Origin of the sequence: Pseudomonas sp. GOM7, from assembly GCF_026723825.1 — a bacterium.
Lineage (GTDB): Bacteria > Pseudomonadota > Gammaproteobacteria > Pseudomonadales > Pseudomonadaceae > Aquipseudomonas.
Genome location: NZ_CP113519.1, coordinates 3190958 through 3206164, shown reverse-complemented (window position 1 = coordinate 3206164; position 15207 = coordinate 3190958). Strand labels below are relative to the sequence as shown.

Annotated in this window: 7 protein-coding genes; all 7 read left to right on the top strand. The window is 64.9% G+C overall.

The annotated features are described in order from the left end of the window. Positions 1–35 precede the first annotated feature (35 nt). The 7 genes from hisC (at position 36) to recD (ending at position 15088) form a co-directional block, all read left to right on the top strand. The gene (gene hisC, locus OU800_RS14030; protein ID WP_268177904.1) at positions 36–1145 is read left to right on the top strand and encodes a histidinol-phosphate transaminase; all 1110 of its coding nucleotides are present in this window, start codon (positions 36–38) and stop codon (positions 1143–1145) included. Further along, positions 1142–3388 (top strand): bifunctional prephenate dehydrogenase/3-phosphoshikimate 1-carboxyvinyltransferase, encoded by a 2247-nt coding sequence (locus OU800_RS14025; protein WP_268177903.1) that lies wholly within the window; start codon positions 1142–1144, stop codon positions 3386–3388. The genes hisC and OU800_RS14025 overlap by 4 nt, the downstream gene beginning before the upstream one ends. Beyond that, positions 3385–4050 carry a (d)CMP kinase gene (gene cmk / locus OU800_RS14020; RefSeq protein ID WP_268177902.1) on the top strand — a complete coding sequence of 222 codons (666 nt, stop codon included), beginning with the start codon at positions 3385–3387 and terminating at the stop codon, positions 4048–4050. Before OU800_RS14025 ends, cmk begins: the two co-directional genes overlap by 4 nt. Positions 4051–4220: 170 nt before the next feature. Continuing rightward, positions 4221–5903 (top strand): 30S ribosomal protein S1, encoded by a 1683-nt coding sequence (gene rpsA / locus OU800_RS14015; RefSeq protein WP_268177900.1) that lies wholly within the window; start codon positions 4221–4223, stop codon positions 5901–5903. 145 nt (positions 5904–6048) lie between these two features. Beyond that, positions 6049–9465 (top strand): exodeoxyribonuclease V subunit gamma, encoded by a 3417-nt coding sequence (recC, locus tag OU800_RS14010; RefSeq protein ID WP_268177899.1) that lies wholly within the window; start codon positions 6049–6051, stop codon positions 9463–9465. After that, entirely contained in the window at positions 9462–13094 is a 3633-nt protein-coding gene (recB, locus tag OU800_RS14005; protein WP_268177898.1) for an exodeoxyribonuclease V subunit beta, read from the top strand. Before recC ends, recB begins: the two co-directional genes overlap by 4 nt. After that, positions 13091–15088: an exodeoxyribonuclease V subunit alpha gene (gene recD / locus OU800_RS14000; protein WP_268177897.1), complete on the top strand. Its 1998-nt coding sequence runs from the start codon at positions 13091–13093 to the stop codon at positions 15086–15088. The genes recB and recD overlap by 4 nt, the downstream gene beginning before the upstream one ends. The last annotated feature ends 119 nt before the right edge of the window (positions 15089–15207 follow it).

Genomic DNA, 15207 nt, shown 5'->3' with positions numbered 1-15207 from the left:
TTTTTCTTGAAGCTTGTAGCTTGAGGCTTGTAGCTATGCCCTGTGATTTCCTTGCCTTGGCTCAGCCGGGCGTGCAAAAACTGTCCCCTTACGTGCCCGGCAAGCCGGTCGATGAGTTGGCGCGCGAGCTGGATCTCGATCCGGCCGGTATCGTCAAACTGGCCAGCAACGAGAACCCGCTCGGCCCCAGTGACAAGGTGCTGGCGGCGATCCGTGCCGAGCTGGACGAGCTGACCCGTTATCCGGACGGCAACGGTTTCAATCTGAAAACCGCGCTGGCGACCCGCTATGGCGTCGATGCCGCGCAGGTGACGCTGGGCAATGGCTCCAACGATATCCTCGAACTGGTTGCCCGGGCCTATCTGGCGCCTGGCCTCAATGCCGTGTTCAGCGACTACGCCTTCGCGGTGTATCCCATCGCCACCCAGGCCGTTGGTGCCCAGGGCAAGATCGTGCCGGCCAGGGACTACGGCCACGATCTGGGCGCCATGCTGGCTGCCATCGACGACAAGACTCGCGTGGTGTTCATCGCCAACCCCAACAACCCGACCGGTACCTGGTTCGGTCCGCAGGCCTTGGAGGCCTTCCTGGCCAAGGTGCCGGAGACAGTGCTGGTGGTGCTGGACGAGGCCTATATCGAGTACGCCGAAGGCGATGAACTGCCCGATGGCCTGGATTACCTGGCGCGCTATCCCAACCTGCTGGTTTCGCGCACCTTCTCCAAAGCCTATGGCCTGGCGGCGCTGCGCGTCGGTTACGCCATCAGCTCACCGGCCATCGCCGACGTGCTCAACCGCGTACGTCAGCCGTTCAACGTCAACAGCCTGGCCCTGGCGGCCGCCTGCGCCGCGCTGGCCGATAGCGACTATCTGGCCGAGAGTCGTCGTCTCAACGATGCCGGCATGCGGCAACTGGAAGAGGGCCTGCGCGCGTTGGGCCTTGGCTGGATTCCCTCGAAGGGCAATTTCATCGCCGTCGACTTCGGCCGCGATGCCGCCTCGATCAATCTCGCGCTGCTGCGCGAAGGGGTGATCGTGCGACCAATGGCGGGTTATCGCATGCCGAGCTTCTTGCGCGTGTCGATTGGCTTGCCACGGGAGAATGCGCGCTTCCTCGATGCCCTGGGCAAGGTGCTGTCGGCGTGACCGAGACTGTAACGGCAGTGCAACCGAGCCCCCCTAAGATCGGCCGCCTGGTGGTGATCGGTCTGGGTCTGATCGGCGGTTCGTTCGCCAAGGGGCTACGTGAGCGCGGGTTGTGTCGGGAGGTGGTGGGTGTCGATCTGGATCCGCAGTCGCGTCATCTGGCCGTCGAGTTGGGTGTGGTCGATCGCTGCGAGAGCGATTTGGCTCAGGCCTGTCAGGGCGCCGAGGTGATCCAGCTTGCGGTGCCGATCCTGGCCATGGAGAAGGTGCTGGCCGAATTGGCCAAGTTGGAGCTGGGCCAGGCGATTCTCACCGATGTCGGTAGCGCCAAGGGCAACGTGGTGCGCGCCGCGCGCACGGCCTTCTTCGGGCGGGCGGTGCGCTTCGTGCCGGGGCACCCCATTGCGGGCTCCGAACAGAGCGGGGTGGAGGCCTCCAACGGCGAGCTGTTCCGCCGGCACAAGGTCATCCTCACCCCCAGCGAGCACAGCGACGATGCGGCGCTGGAGCTGGTACAGAGCCTGTGGCAAGCGCTGGGCGCGGATGTCGAGCAGATGGACGTGGAGCATCACGACCAGGTACTCGCGGCTACCAGCCATCTGCCGCACCTGCTGGCCTTCACCCTGGTCGACTCGCTGGCCAAGCGCAGCGAGAATCTGGAAATCTTCCGTTATGCCGCTGGCGGCTTTCGCGACTTCACGCGGATCGCCGGCAGTGACCCGGTGATGTGGCACGATATCTTCCTCGCCAACCGCGAGGCCGTGCTGCGCACCCTGGACACTTTTCGCGACGACCTCGACGCCCTGCGCGACGCGGTCGACGCCGGGGACGGGCATCAACTCCTGGGCGTGTTCACCCGCGCTCGCGTGGCCCGCGAACATTTCAGCAAAATTCTGGCCCGCAGGGCCTATGTGGACGCTATGCATTCGACCGATCTGATTTTCCTGGCAAAACCTGGTAGCTCGCTGGCTGGACGTATCCGCGTACCGGGTGACAAATCCATCTCGCACCGCTCGATCATGCTGGGTTCGCTGGCAGAGGGCACCACCGAGGTCGAAGGCTTCCTCGAGGGCGAAGATGCCCTGGCTACCCTGCAGGCGTTTCGTGACATGGGCGTGGTCATCGAAGGCCCGCATCATGGCCGTGTGACCATCCATGGCGTCGGTCTGCATGGTCTGAAAGCCCCGGCCGGCCCGCTGTACATGGGCAACTCCGGCACGTCCATGCGTCTGCTCTCCGGCCTGCTGGCCGCGCAACCGTTCGACACCACCCTGACCGGCGACGCCTCGCTGTCCAAGCGCCCGATGAACCGCGTGGCCAAGCCGCTGCGGGAAATGGGCGCGGTGATCGAGACCGGCGCCGAAGGCCGCCCGCCGCTGAACATCAAGGGTGGTCAGCGCCTGACCGGCATGGCCTATGAAATGCCCATGGCCAGCGCTCAGGTCAAATCCTGCCTGCTGCTGGCGGGGCTGTATGCCGCTGGCCGCACCTCGGTGACCGAGCCGGCGCCGACCCGTGACCACACCGAGCGCATGCTGCGTGGCTTCGGCTACCCGGTCAGCGTCGAGGGCAGCACGGCCAGCGTCGAGTCCGGCCACAAGCTGACCGCCACGCGCATCGAAGTGCCGGCCGATATCTCCTCCGCCGCCTTCTTTATGGTTGCCGCCAGTATTGCCGAAGGCTCCGAACTGGTGCTGGAGCACGTTGGCATCAACCCGACCCGTACCGGTGTGATCGACATTCTCAAGCTGATGGGTGGCGATATCAGCCTGGAAAATCAGCGCGAAGTGGGCGGTGAGCCGGTGGCCGACATCCGTGTGCGCGCCGCCAAGCTCAAGGGCATCGACATTCCCGAGGACTTGGTGCCGCTGGCCATCGATGAGTTCCCGGTGCTGTTCGTTGCCGCCGCCTGTGCCGAAGGCCGTACCGTGCTGCGCGGCGCCGAAGAGCTGCGGGTCAAGGAGTCCGATCGCATCCAGGTGATGGCCGACGGCCTGGTCGCCCTGGGCGTCAAGGCCGAGCCAACCCCGGACGGCATCGTCATCGAAGGCGGCGCCATTGGCGGTGGCGAAGTCTGGGCCCATGGCGACCACCGTATCGCCATGTCCTTCAGCGTTGCCTCGCTGCGCGCCAGTGCGCCGATCCGCATTCACGATTGCGCCAACGTCGCCACGTCCTTCCCCAACTTCCTCGCCCTGGCGGCCGAGGTCGGCATCAATGTGGCAGTAGAGGGCAAGTCATGAACGCTCCGGTAATCACCGTCGACGGGCCGAGCGGATCTGGCAAGGGCACGGTCTGCGCCCTGCTGGCCAAGCAACTGGGCTGGAATCTGCTGGACTCCGGCGCGCTCTATCGCCTGCTGGCCTTCGCCGCCGGCAACCACGGCATCGACCTGACCAACGAAGAGGCGCTCAAGCAACTGGCGGCGCACCTGGACGTGCAGTTCACCGACAAGCGCATCGTCCTCGAAGGCGAAGAGGTGACCGACGCCATCCGCAACGAGCAGGTGGGGGCGGGGGCTTCCATGGTCGCTTCCCTGCCGGCCGTGCGCGAAGCGCTGCTGCAACGTCAGCGCGCTTTCCGGGAAATGCCGGGTCTGGTGGCCGATGGGCGGGATATGGGTACCGTGGTGTTCAGCGACGCGCCACTCAAGGTTTTCCTCACCGCCAGCGCCGAGGAGCGTGCCCGTCGCCGCTACCTGCAGTTGAAGGGTAAGGGCGATGATGTTAATCTCGCGAGTCTTCTTGATGAGATACGGGCGCGCGACGAGCGTGATACCCAGCGCGCGGTGGCACCGCTCAAGCCGGCAACCGATGCGCTGGTGCTGGATTCCACCGAACTTTCCATCGAGCAGGTGCTGGAACGAATTCTGAGCGAGGTCGCCGCGCGCGACCTCGCCGGGTAAAAGAACCCTCTGGGGTTCACCAGAGCCACGGTTGCCTTAAACCGACAGGTTCGCAAGGAGGCATGCGGGAGACCAGTCCTAGTCCCGCAGGCCTCTTTTTACATGAACGAACCCACATTGTCTGGAGTGTGGTTTGGGCGAATCCCCGCCCTTGATCAACAGGAATCAACATGAGCGAAAGCTTTGCAGAACTTTTTGAAGAAAGCCTGAAATCCCTCGACATGCAGCCGGGCGCCATCATCACCGGCATCGTGGTCGACATCGACGGTGACTGGGTTACCGTACACGCCGGCCTGAAGTCCGAGGGCGTCATCCCGCTCGACCAGTTCTTCAACGAACAAGGCGAGCTGACCATCAAGGTCGGTGACGAAGTCCACGTCGCGCTGGACGCGGTTGAAGATGGCTTCGGTGAAACCAAGCTGTCCCGCGAGAAAGCCAAGCGCGCTGAATCCTGGCTGGTTCTGGAAGCTGCGTTCAACGCTGAAGAAGTGGTCAAGGGTGTCATCAACGGTAAGGTCAAAGGCGGCTTCACCGTTGACGTCAACGGCATCCGCGCGTTCCTGCCGGGTTCCCTGGTCGATGTCCGTCCGGTGCGTGATACCACTCACCTGGAAGGCAAAGAGCTGGAATTCAAGGTCATCAAGCTGGACCAGAAGCGCAACAACGTTGTCGTTTCCCGTCGTAGCGTCCTGGAAGCCGAGAACAGCGCCGAGCGCGAAGCTCTGCTGGAATCCCTGCAGGAAGGCCAGCAGGTCAAAGGTATCGTCAAGAACCTCACCGACTACGGTGCGTTCGTTGACCTGGGCGGCGTAGACGGCCTGCTGCACATCACCGACATGGCTTGGAAGCGCATCAAGCACCCGTCCGAGATCGTCAACGTTGGCGACGAGATCGACGTCAAGGTTCTGAAGTACGATCGCGAGCGTAACCGCGTTTCCCTGGGTCTGAAGCAACTGGGCGAAGATCCGTGGGTTGCCATCAAGGCTCGTTATCCGGAAAACACCCGCGTCATGGCGCGCGTCACCAACCTCACCGACTACGGCTGCTTCGCTGAGCTGGAAGAAGGCGTTGAAGGTCTGGTGCACGTGTCCGAAATGGACTGGACCAACAAGAACATCCACCCGTCGAAAGTCGTCAACGTCGGCGACGAAGTGGAAGTCATGGTTCTGGACATCGACGAAGAGCGTCGTCGTATCTCCCTGGGTATCAAGCAGTGCAAGACCAACCCGTGGGAAGACTTCTCCGGTCAGTTCAACAAGGGTGACAAGATCTCCGGCACCATCAAGTCGATCACCGATTTCGGTATCTTCATCGGCCTGGACGGTGGCATCGACGGTCTGGTTCACCTGTCCGACATCTCCTGGAACGAGCCTGGCGAAGAAGCCGTGCGTCGTTTCAAGAAGGGCGACGAGCTGGAAACCGTCATCCTGTCGGTTGACCCGGAGCGTGAGCGTATCTCCCTGGGTATCAAGCAACTGGAAGACGATCCGTTCAGTAACTACGTTTCTCTGAACGATAAAGGCAGCATCGTGCGCGGCACCGTCAAGGAAGTCGACGCCAAGGGCGCCATCATCGACCTGGGCAACGAGATCGAAGCCACTCTGAAAGCCTCCGAAATCAGCCGTGACCGCGTCGAAGACGCGCGTAACGTGCTGAAAGAAGGCGACGAAGTAGAAGCCAAGATCATCAGCGTCGACCGCAAGTCCCGTGTCATCAGCCTATCCATCAAGTCGAAAGACGTCGAGGACGAGAAGGACGCGATGAAGGAACTGCGTAACAAGCAGGACGTTGAAAGCACCGGCCCGACCACCATTGGTGATCTGATCCGTGCTCAGATGGAAAGCCAGAACTAAGTTCGGCTGATTCATCGCAGAAAAGGGCGACCCTCGGGTCGCCCTTTTTCATTTCTGCCGCCCTGCGTTCCTTTGCGCGCGATGGCGCATCACGCGGGCAATGCTGGCAAACTTGCGGTTCGTTTTCTCAGGAGTCAGACAGTCGATGCCTGCCAGCCCGGAATTGTCCCCCGGCCTCATCGTCATCCACGGCAACCATCTGGAGGAGCTGCGTGCGCTCTCGGTGGCCTGGATGCGCCGCTATCCCTTGCGGCCGCTGGAGAACGAGGTGCTGCTGGTGCAGAGCAACGGCATCGCGCAGTGGCTCAAGCTGGCCCTGGCCGAGAACGACGGCTGTGGCATCGCCGCTGCACAGCAGGTGGAGCTGCCGGCGCGTTTTCTCTGGCAGGCCTATCGCAGCGTACTGGGCAAGGAGGCGATTCCTGCGCAGTCGCCGCTGGACAAGGCACCGCTGACCTGGCGCCTGATGCGCCTGCTGCCGGGGCTGCTGGCCGAGGAGGCCTTCGCGCCGTTGCGTCGCTTCCTGGCCGACGATCAGGACTTGCGCAAGCGCTATCAGTTGGCCGAGCGCCTGGCCGATCTGTTCGACCAGTATCAGGTCTACCGCGCCGATTGGCTGGAGGATTGGGCCAACGGGCAGGATCGCCTGCGCACCTCGCGCGGCGGTGAGCGCCCACTGGATCAGGCCTCGCTCTGGCAGCCTGCCTTGTGGCGGGCGCTGCTGGCCGATGTCGGGCCGCAGCACCTGGCTGAGAGCCGCGCCGGCGTGCATCCGCGCTTCGTCGCCCACCTTGACACGCTGGATAGCCGGCCCGCCGGCCTGCCCCGGCGGATCACGGTGTTCGGTATTTCCTCGCTGCCAGCGCAGATGCTCGAGGCGCTGGCAGCCATGGCGCGCTTCAGCCAGGTGATGCTCTTCGTGCACAACCCCTGTCAGCACCACTGGGGCGATATCGTCGAAGACAAGGATCTGCTGCGCCACCAGTACCGCCGCCAGCGGCGCAAGGGCGACCCTGGCGGGCAGATAGGCCTGTTCGACGAAGTGGAAATGCACCAGCATGCCCAGCCGTTGCTGGCCGCCTGGGGCAAGCAGGGGCGCGACTACATCAATCTGCTGGATCAGTACGACGAGCCGCAGCGTTACCGTGAGCAGTTCGAGCGCATCGACCTGTTCAGCCCGCCTGCGGACGACTGCCTGCTGGGCCAGTTGCAGCACGACATCCTCGATCTGCGCACGCTGGCGGAAAGCCGCAGCACCTGGCCGCCGGTACAGCCAGAGCAGGATCAGTCGCTGCGTTTTCATGTGGCGCACAGCGCGCAACGCGAGGTGGAAGTGCTGCACGATCAGCTACTGGCCCGTTTCAGTGCCGATTCGAGCCTGCGCCCGCGTGACGTGATCGTCATGGTGCCGGACGTCAATGCCTACGCGCCGCACATCCAGGCGGTGTTCGGCCAGTTCGCCAGCGATGATCCGCGCTTCATTCCCTTCACCCTGGCCGACCAGGGGTTGCGCGGCAAGGAGCCGCTGGTGATTGCCCTGGAGCACCTGCTGCGCCTGCCGGAGAGCCGTTTCAGCGTCAGCGAGATTCTCGACCTGCTGGATGTCGCCGCGCTGCGCGCCTGTTTCGCCATCAGCGAGGAACAACTGCCGACCCTGCGCCGCTGGCTGGAGGGCGCCGGCATCCGCTGGGGGCTCGATGCCCACCAGCGCGAGGCACTTGGTGTCGGCCAGGGGCTGGAACAGAACACTTGGCGTTTCGGTCTGCGCCGCATGTTGCTGGGCTATGCGGTGGGGCGCGGCGAAGCCTATGCGGATATCGAGCCCTTCGACGAGATCGGCGGGCTCGATGCCGCCTTGATCGGCCCGCTCGACCGCTTGCTCGACGCCCTCGAGCGTCTGCTGCAAGCCTTGCATGAACCGGCTGCCCCGATGCTCTGGGGGCAGCGTCTGCGTGATTTGCTGGATGATTTCTTCCTCGCGCAGGACGAGCGCGACGAGGTGCTGCGCAACCAGTTGTTGGAAGCCCTCGATACCTGGCTGGAACTCTGCGACGGCGCTGGGCTGGAGGAGGCTCTGCCGCTGGCGGTGGTGCGCGAAGCCTGGCTCGGCGGTCTCGATCAGGGCCGCCTCAGCCAGCGTTTTCTCGCTGGTGCGGTGAACTTCTGCACCCTGATGCCCATGCGCGCGATCCCCTTCCGCCAGGTCTGCTTGCTGGGCATGAACGACGGTGATTACCCGCGCAGCCAGGCGCCGCTGGACTTCGACCTGATGGCCGGCGATTACCGCCCAGGCGATCGCTCGCGGCGTGAGGACGACCGTTACCTGCTACTGGAGGCGCTGCTCGCCGCCCGCGATCATCTCTACATAAGCTGGGTCGGGCGCAGTGTGCGCGACAACAGCGAGCGGCCGCCCTCGGTACTGATCGGCCAACTACGCGATCACCTGGCCAATGCCTGGCGCCTGGTCGGTGGTGGTGACCTGCTGCACGCGTTGACCTGCGAGCATCCCTTGCAGCCGTTCAGTCGGCGCTACTTCGGCGCCGATCCGCAGCTCTTCAGCTATGCCCATGAGTGGGCTGCCCTGCATGGCCAGGCATCGCCGGCACTGCTCGAGAGTGCGTTACCGGTGTGGGAGGAGGGGCGCACCCTGACCCCGGAGCTGCTGCAGAGCTTTCTGCGCGATCCCGTCCGCTGCCTGTTCAGTCGCCGCCTCAAGGTGTACCTGGATGAACAGGCGCAGCTTCGCTTGGATAGCGAACCCTTCGCCCTGGACGGCCTGGCGCGTTACCAGTTGCAAGAGCGTCTGCTCAAGGCGGCCTTGTTGGCGGATGACGAAGCGCCCGAGCAGGTACTGACCAGTGCCGCCGAACGTCTGCGGCGTAGCGGCGTGCTGCCCCTGGCCGGCTTCGGTGAACAGTACCGCCAGGCCTTGCTGGCCCCCTTGCCAGCACAGGTTCAGCGTTACCGGATGCTGCGTAACGCTTGGCCAGAGGTGATTGACTCACCCTTGGCGTTGCATTACGTGCAGGGCGAAGTGCTGCTCGAGGGCTGGCTCAGTGGCCTGCGCCGAGGCCGCGATGGCACGCTGGCCAGCTTGCAGATGCTGCCTGGGGCGCTGGCCAAGGACGGCGCCTGGAAGTGGCACCGCCTGCTGCGACCCTATGTGCTGCACCTGATCGCCTCGGCCTGCGAACATCCGCTGACCACCCTGCTGGTGGGCGAGGATCAGGCGCTGGCCTTCGACCCGGTGCCGCTCGAACGTGCCCGTGAGGTGCTCGGCACCTGGCTGCAGGGTTGGGTCGAGGGCATGTGCGCGCCGCTGCCGGTGGCCCTGAAAACTTCTCTGGTCTGGTTGCTCGACGGCAACGAGGACAAGGCGCGCAGCGCCTACGAGGGCGCCTTCAAACAGACTGGAGAGGTTCAGGCCAATGCCTGCCTGGCCCGCCAGTTCCCGGATTATGCCGCCTTGACCGCTGACGGCGGCTTTGCTGAATGGAGCGAGCGCCTGTATAGACCCTTGCTCGACAGCGTGCCGCGCTCGCTCGGGGAGGTGACGCCATGAGTGCCGCGCAACGCCCTCTGGCCCTGCGTTTTCCCCTGCATGGCAGCCGCCTGATCGAGGCCAGCGCCGGCACGGGCAAGACCTACACCATTTCCGCGCTGTATCTGCGTCTGATCCTGCGCCACGGTGGCGAGGCGGCCTTCGCCGAGCCGCTGCTGCCGCCGCAGATACTGGTGGTGACCTTCACCGATGCCGCCACCCGCGAGCTGCGTGATCGCATCCGTGCCCGTCTGGTGGAGGCGGCAGCGGTGTTTCGCTGCGATCGCGAAGGTGATGCCTTGCTGGCGACGCTGCGCGATGACTTCCCCGAGGCGCAGTGGCCCGATTGCGCGCGGCGCCTCGAGCTGGCCGCGCAATGGATGGACGAGGCGGCAGTGTCTACCATCCACGGCTGGTGCCAGCGCATGCTGCGCGAACATGCCTTCGACAGCGGCAGCCTGTTCAGCCAGACCCTGGAAACCGACCACAGCGAGCTGCTCGCCGAGGTGGTGCGCGATTACTGGCGGCAGCATTGCTATCCCTTGCAGGGCGCCGCGTTGAGCTGGGTGGCGCAGCAGTGGGGCACGCCGGATGCGCTCGGTGAGCGGCTACGGCCGCTGCTGGGCGAGGCGGATCAGGCTCAGGGGCAAGCGCTGGGTGAGTTGCTCGAACAGGCACTTGCCGAGCGCGAAACCGAACTGGCTGCGCTCAAGGCGCCCTGGACGAAGTGGGCCGATGAACTGCAACTGCTGCTGGACAAGGCCGTTGCCGACAAACAGGTGGACGCGCGCAAGATCCAGGCGCGCTACTACAACCCCTGGCTGCACAAGCTGCGCGAATGGGCGGGCAGCGACGAGGCTGCGCTCGATCTGGGCAGCGGCTTCAAGCGCCTGACCCCAGATGGTCTGGCCGAAGCCTGGAAGGGCGAGGCGCCACAGCATCCGGCCCTGGCCGCGATGGCTGAGCTGGAAGCACGCCTGGCGGCGCTCAGTGACCCTGCCGAACCGGCGCTGCGACACGCGGCCGCCTGGGTGCGGGCGCGTTTCGACTGGGAAAAACGCCAGCGCGCCGAGATGGGCTTCGACGACATGCTCATCCGTCTCGATGCCGCGCTGCAAGGGGAGAACGGCCCGCGCCTGGCCGAGGTGATCCGCCGCCAGTTCCCAGTGGCGATGATCGACGAATTCCAGGACACCGACCCGCTGCAGTACCGCATCTTCGATACCCTCTATCAGGTCGAAGCCAACCGCGCCGACTGTGGCCTGTTCATGATCGGCGACCCCAAGCAGGCCATCTATGCCTTCCGTGGCGCCGACATCCACACCTATCTGCGTGCGCGCCGCGCCACCCAGGGGCGCCACTACAACCTGGAAACCAACTTCCGCTCCAGCCAGGCCATGGTGGAGGCGGTCAATGCTCTGTTCCTGGCGGCCGAGCGGCGTGAGAGTGGCGCGGGGGCCTTCCTGCTGCGTGACGATCTGCCATTTATCGAGGTAGGTGCGCAAGGCCGCCCGGAGAGCTGGACGGTGCAGGGCCAGTGCCAACCGGCACTGACGGTCTGGCACCTGCACAGCGACGAGCCGCTGTCGAAGAAGGCCTACGTGGAGGCCATGGCGGCCTCCGCAGCCAGCGAAATCACTGCGTTGCTCAATCAGGGGCAACGTGACCAGGCCGGTTTCCTCCGCGGCGCTGAGTTGAAAGCCCTGCAACCCAGCGATATCGCCGTGCTGGTACGCGACTTCAGTGAGGCCCTGGCGATCCGTGGCGAGCTGGCGGCGCGCGGTGTGCGCAGCGTCTATCTGTCGGACAAGGACTCGGTATTCGCCGCCCAGGAGGCACGTGACCTGCTGCTGTGGCTGCGTGCCTGCGCCGAGCCGGACCAGGATCGTCCGCTGCGCGCCGCCCTTGCCAGCGCCACCCTGGGTCTGCAGTTACAGGAGCTGGAAGGGCTCAACCTCGACGAGCGCACCTGGGAACGGCGTGTCATGCAGTTTCGCGCCTATCGCCAGTGCTGGCAGCGCCAGGGTGTGCTGCCGATGCTGCGCCAGTTGCTGCAGGACTTCGAGCTGCCGCAACGGCTGATGGGGCGTGACGATGGCGAGCGGGTGTTGACCAACCTGCTGCACCTGGCCGAGCTGCTGCAACAGGCCGCCAGCGAGCTGGATGGCGAACAGGCGCTGATCCGCCATCTCGGCGAGCTGCTGGCAGGCGAAGGGCAGGGCGCCGATGAGCAGGTGCTGCGCCTGGAAAGCGACGAGTCTCTGGTGCGGGTGGTGACCATCCACAAGTCCAAGGGCCTGGAGTACCCGCTGGTATTCCTGCCCTTTATCTGTGGCTTCCGCCCGCTGGATGAGAAGAAACCCCTGCTGGTGCAGGACGGCGAGCGCCGACGCCTGCTGCTCAAGGCCGACGAAGTGGCGCTCGAACGTGCCGAGCGTGAGCGCCTCGGCGAGGATCTGCGCCTGCTCTACGTGGCGCTGACCCGTGCGCGACATGCCTGCTGGCTCGGCGTGGCGGATCTGAAAATCGGCAACGCCAGGAAGTCGCGGCTGCATCAATCCGCGCTCGGTTATCTGCTAGGCGGCGGCGAGGCGTTGGCGCAGAGCGCCGATCTCGGGCGCTGGCTGGAGCGCTTCGAGCAGGCTCCTGGCTGCGCGCTGCTACCGTTGCCCGAAGCGAGCGACGAGCGTTATCGGCCGCTGGCGGCATCGGCGTTCCAGGCCCACTGGCGCACGCCATCGCGGCGCGCTGCCGAGCATTGGTGGATCGCCTCCTACAGTGCGCTGCGCCTGGAGGAGGGGGAGTCGTCGGGCGTGCAACGGCATGAAGATGCCGCACCTGATAGCGCCGCCATGCAGAATGCCAGCGATGACGAACCGGCCACTCCGGTAGCGCTGCCCCTGCCGCTGGCGGCGCATGGGCTGCATCGTTTCCCGCGTGGGCCGAATCCCGGAACCTTCCTGCACGGCTTGCTGGAACTGGCGGCCAGCGAGGGCTTCGCGCATCTGCTCGGCAAGCCCGAGGTGCTGCGTGACCTGCTGGCCCGGCGCTGCCAGCGTCGTGGTCTCGAGGCCTGGATCGAACCGCTGCAGGACTGGCTGCTGACCCTGCTGCAACAGCCGTTGAAGCTGGCCGGCGGTGATGCGGCCAGCCTGGCACGGCTGGACGACTACCAGGCTGAGCTGGAATTCTGGTTCGAGGCGCGTCAGGTCGACGTGCAGCGCCTGGATGCCCTGGTGCAGCACTTCGAGCTACCAGGGCTGGCTCGGCAGCCACTACGTGCAGATCGCCTCAATGGCATGTTCAAGGGCTTCATCGATCTGGCTTTCGAGTACGGGGGGCGCTATTACGTGCTCGATTACAAATCCAACTGGCTGGGCGGTGACGAGCAGGCCTATACCCAGGCGGCCATGACCGGCTCCGTGCTTGAGCATCGCTACGACCTGCAATACGTCCTCTACGTGCTGGCCCTGCACCGGCAGTTGCGCCTGCGCCTGCCGGATTACGACTATGACCTGCATCTGGGGGGGGCGCTTTATCTGTTTCTGCGTGCTCCTGCCAGCGGGCAGTACCTGGCCCGCCCGGCACGCGAGTTGATCGAGCAACTCGATGCGCTGTTTCTCGGGGCTGCCGAGGAGGTGCGCGGATGAACAAGGCGCTGGATTCGCGCGAAGCGCTCTTCACCTTGCTGGCGAGCTGGAGCGAACGCGGCTGGCTGCGCGAGCTGGATCGCTCGCTGGCGCACTTCCTGGCCGAACTGGATGAGTCCGCATCTCCGCTGTTGCTGCTGGCTGCGGCTCTGGCCAGTCATCAGTTGGGGCAGGGTCACGTCTGCCTGGACCTGGCGGCCACCTTGAACGACCCGGACTTCGCGCTCTCGCTGCCACCGGAGGGCGAAGAGGCCGAGCAGTTGCTGTTGCCCTCGCAGGTGCTGCAGGGGCTGACGCTAGAGCACTGGCTCGAAGCCTGCCGCTCCAGCACCCTGCTGGCACCGGCGGCGCCGCTGGTATTGCGTGGCAGTTGCCTGTACCTGCGGCGTTACTGGGATTATGAGCAGCGCGTCGCCGGGCAGATTCGCGAGCGCCTGCAAAGGCCAGCGCAGGAGCCGGCGCAACTGGCCGCGCGCCTGGCCCGGCTGTTCCCCGAGCCCCTGATGGTGGCGGGCGAGCGCCTGACCGACTGGCAGAAACTGGCCTGCGCCCTGGCGGCACGCGGGTGTTTCACCCTGATAACCGGCGGGCCGGGCACCGGCAAGACCACCACTGTGGTGCGCTTGCTGGCGCTGTTACAGGAAGCGGCCATGGCCGAGGGGGCTGCGCTGCGCCTGAGCCTGGCCGCGCCCACCGGCAAGGCAGCGGCGCGCCTGACCGAATCGATTGGCGCTCAGGTGGCGTCCTTGCCGTTGGACGAGGCGATCAAGCTGCAGATTCCCACCGCAGTGACCACCTTGCACCGCCTGCTCGGCAGCCTGCCGGACAGCCGCCACTTCCGTCACGATGCCAGCAACCCGCTGCCGTTGGACGTGCTGGTGGTGGACGAAGCCTCGATGATCGATCTGGAGATGATGGCCAATCTGCTCGACGCACTGCCGGTGCATGCGCGCCTGATTCTGCTGGGGGACAAGGATCAGCTCGCCTCGGTGGAAGCCGGCGCTGTGCTGGGTGATCTCTGCCGGGATGCCGAGCAGGGTGGCTACAGTGCGCAGACGTTGGCCTGGCTCGAGTCGCGCACGCAGGAGCCCTTGCCTGAAGGCAGTCTGAGGCAAGGCGAGCAGCCATTGGCGCAGCATATCGTCATGCTGCGCCACTCCCGGCGCTTCGACAGTCGCTCGGGCATCGGCCAGTTGGCCTTGGCAGTCAATGCCGGTGAGGCTGATCAGAGCAAAGCGGTGCTGACGGGGGACTATGGCGATCTGCACCGGCTGCTTCTGACTGGCGAGCAGGATGGAGCGCTTGAGTCTCTGCTGCTCGACGGCATCGGCCAGCAGGCGCAGGGCTATCGACACTATCTGCAGGTACTGCATGCGCGGCGGCCGGCACTCGAGGCAGCGAATCTGCAATGGGATACCTGGGCGGCAGCGGTGCTGGCGGCCTTCGACCGCTTTCAGTTGCTCTGCGCCGTGCGTAAGGGGCGCTGGGGCGTCGAGGCGATGAACCAGCGCATCGCCCAGGCGCTGCACGTTGCCGGTTTGCTGGACGCCGATCAGGGTTGGTACGAAGGCCGCCCCGTTCTGGTGACGCGCAACGACTACAGCTTAGGTCTGATGAACGGGGATATCGGCATCGCGCTGAAGCTGCCGGACGAGGAGGGCGGCCAAAGGCGCCTGGTGCTGCGTGTGGTCTTTCCGCGCAACGATGGCAGTGGCGAGCTGCGGCATATCCTGCCCAGCCGGTTGAGCGCGGTGGAAACCGTATTCGCCATGACCGTGCACAAGTCCCAGGGCTCGGAGTTCGAGCATTGCGCACTGCTGGTGCCCGACACGCTCAACCCTGTGTTGACCAAGGAACTGCTTTATACCGGTATCACTCGCGCCAGAAACTGGTTCAGCCTGATCGAAAGCCGTGCCGGCATCTTCGAGCAGGCGCTGCAGCGTCGCGTCGAGCGCCGTAGCGGTCTGCGCGAGGCGCTCGAGTCACCCAGGTAACAAAACTGCAAAATAAGCTTGACGCGCATTCTGCTGGCGGTAGAATGCGCGCCACTTCAGCGATGAAGCGCTTCAAAAACTGCTTGTTAATCAATAAGTTAAGTTAAATGAAGGGCTTG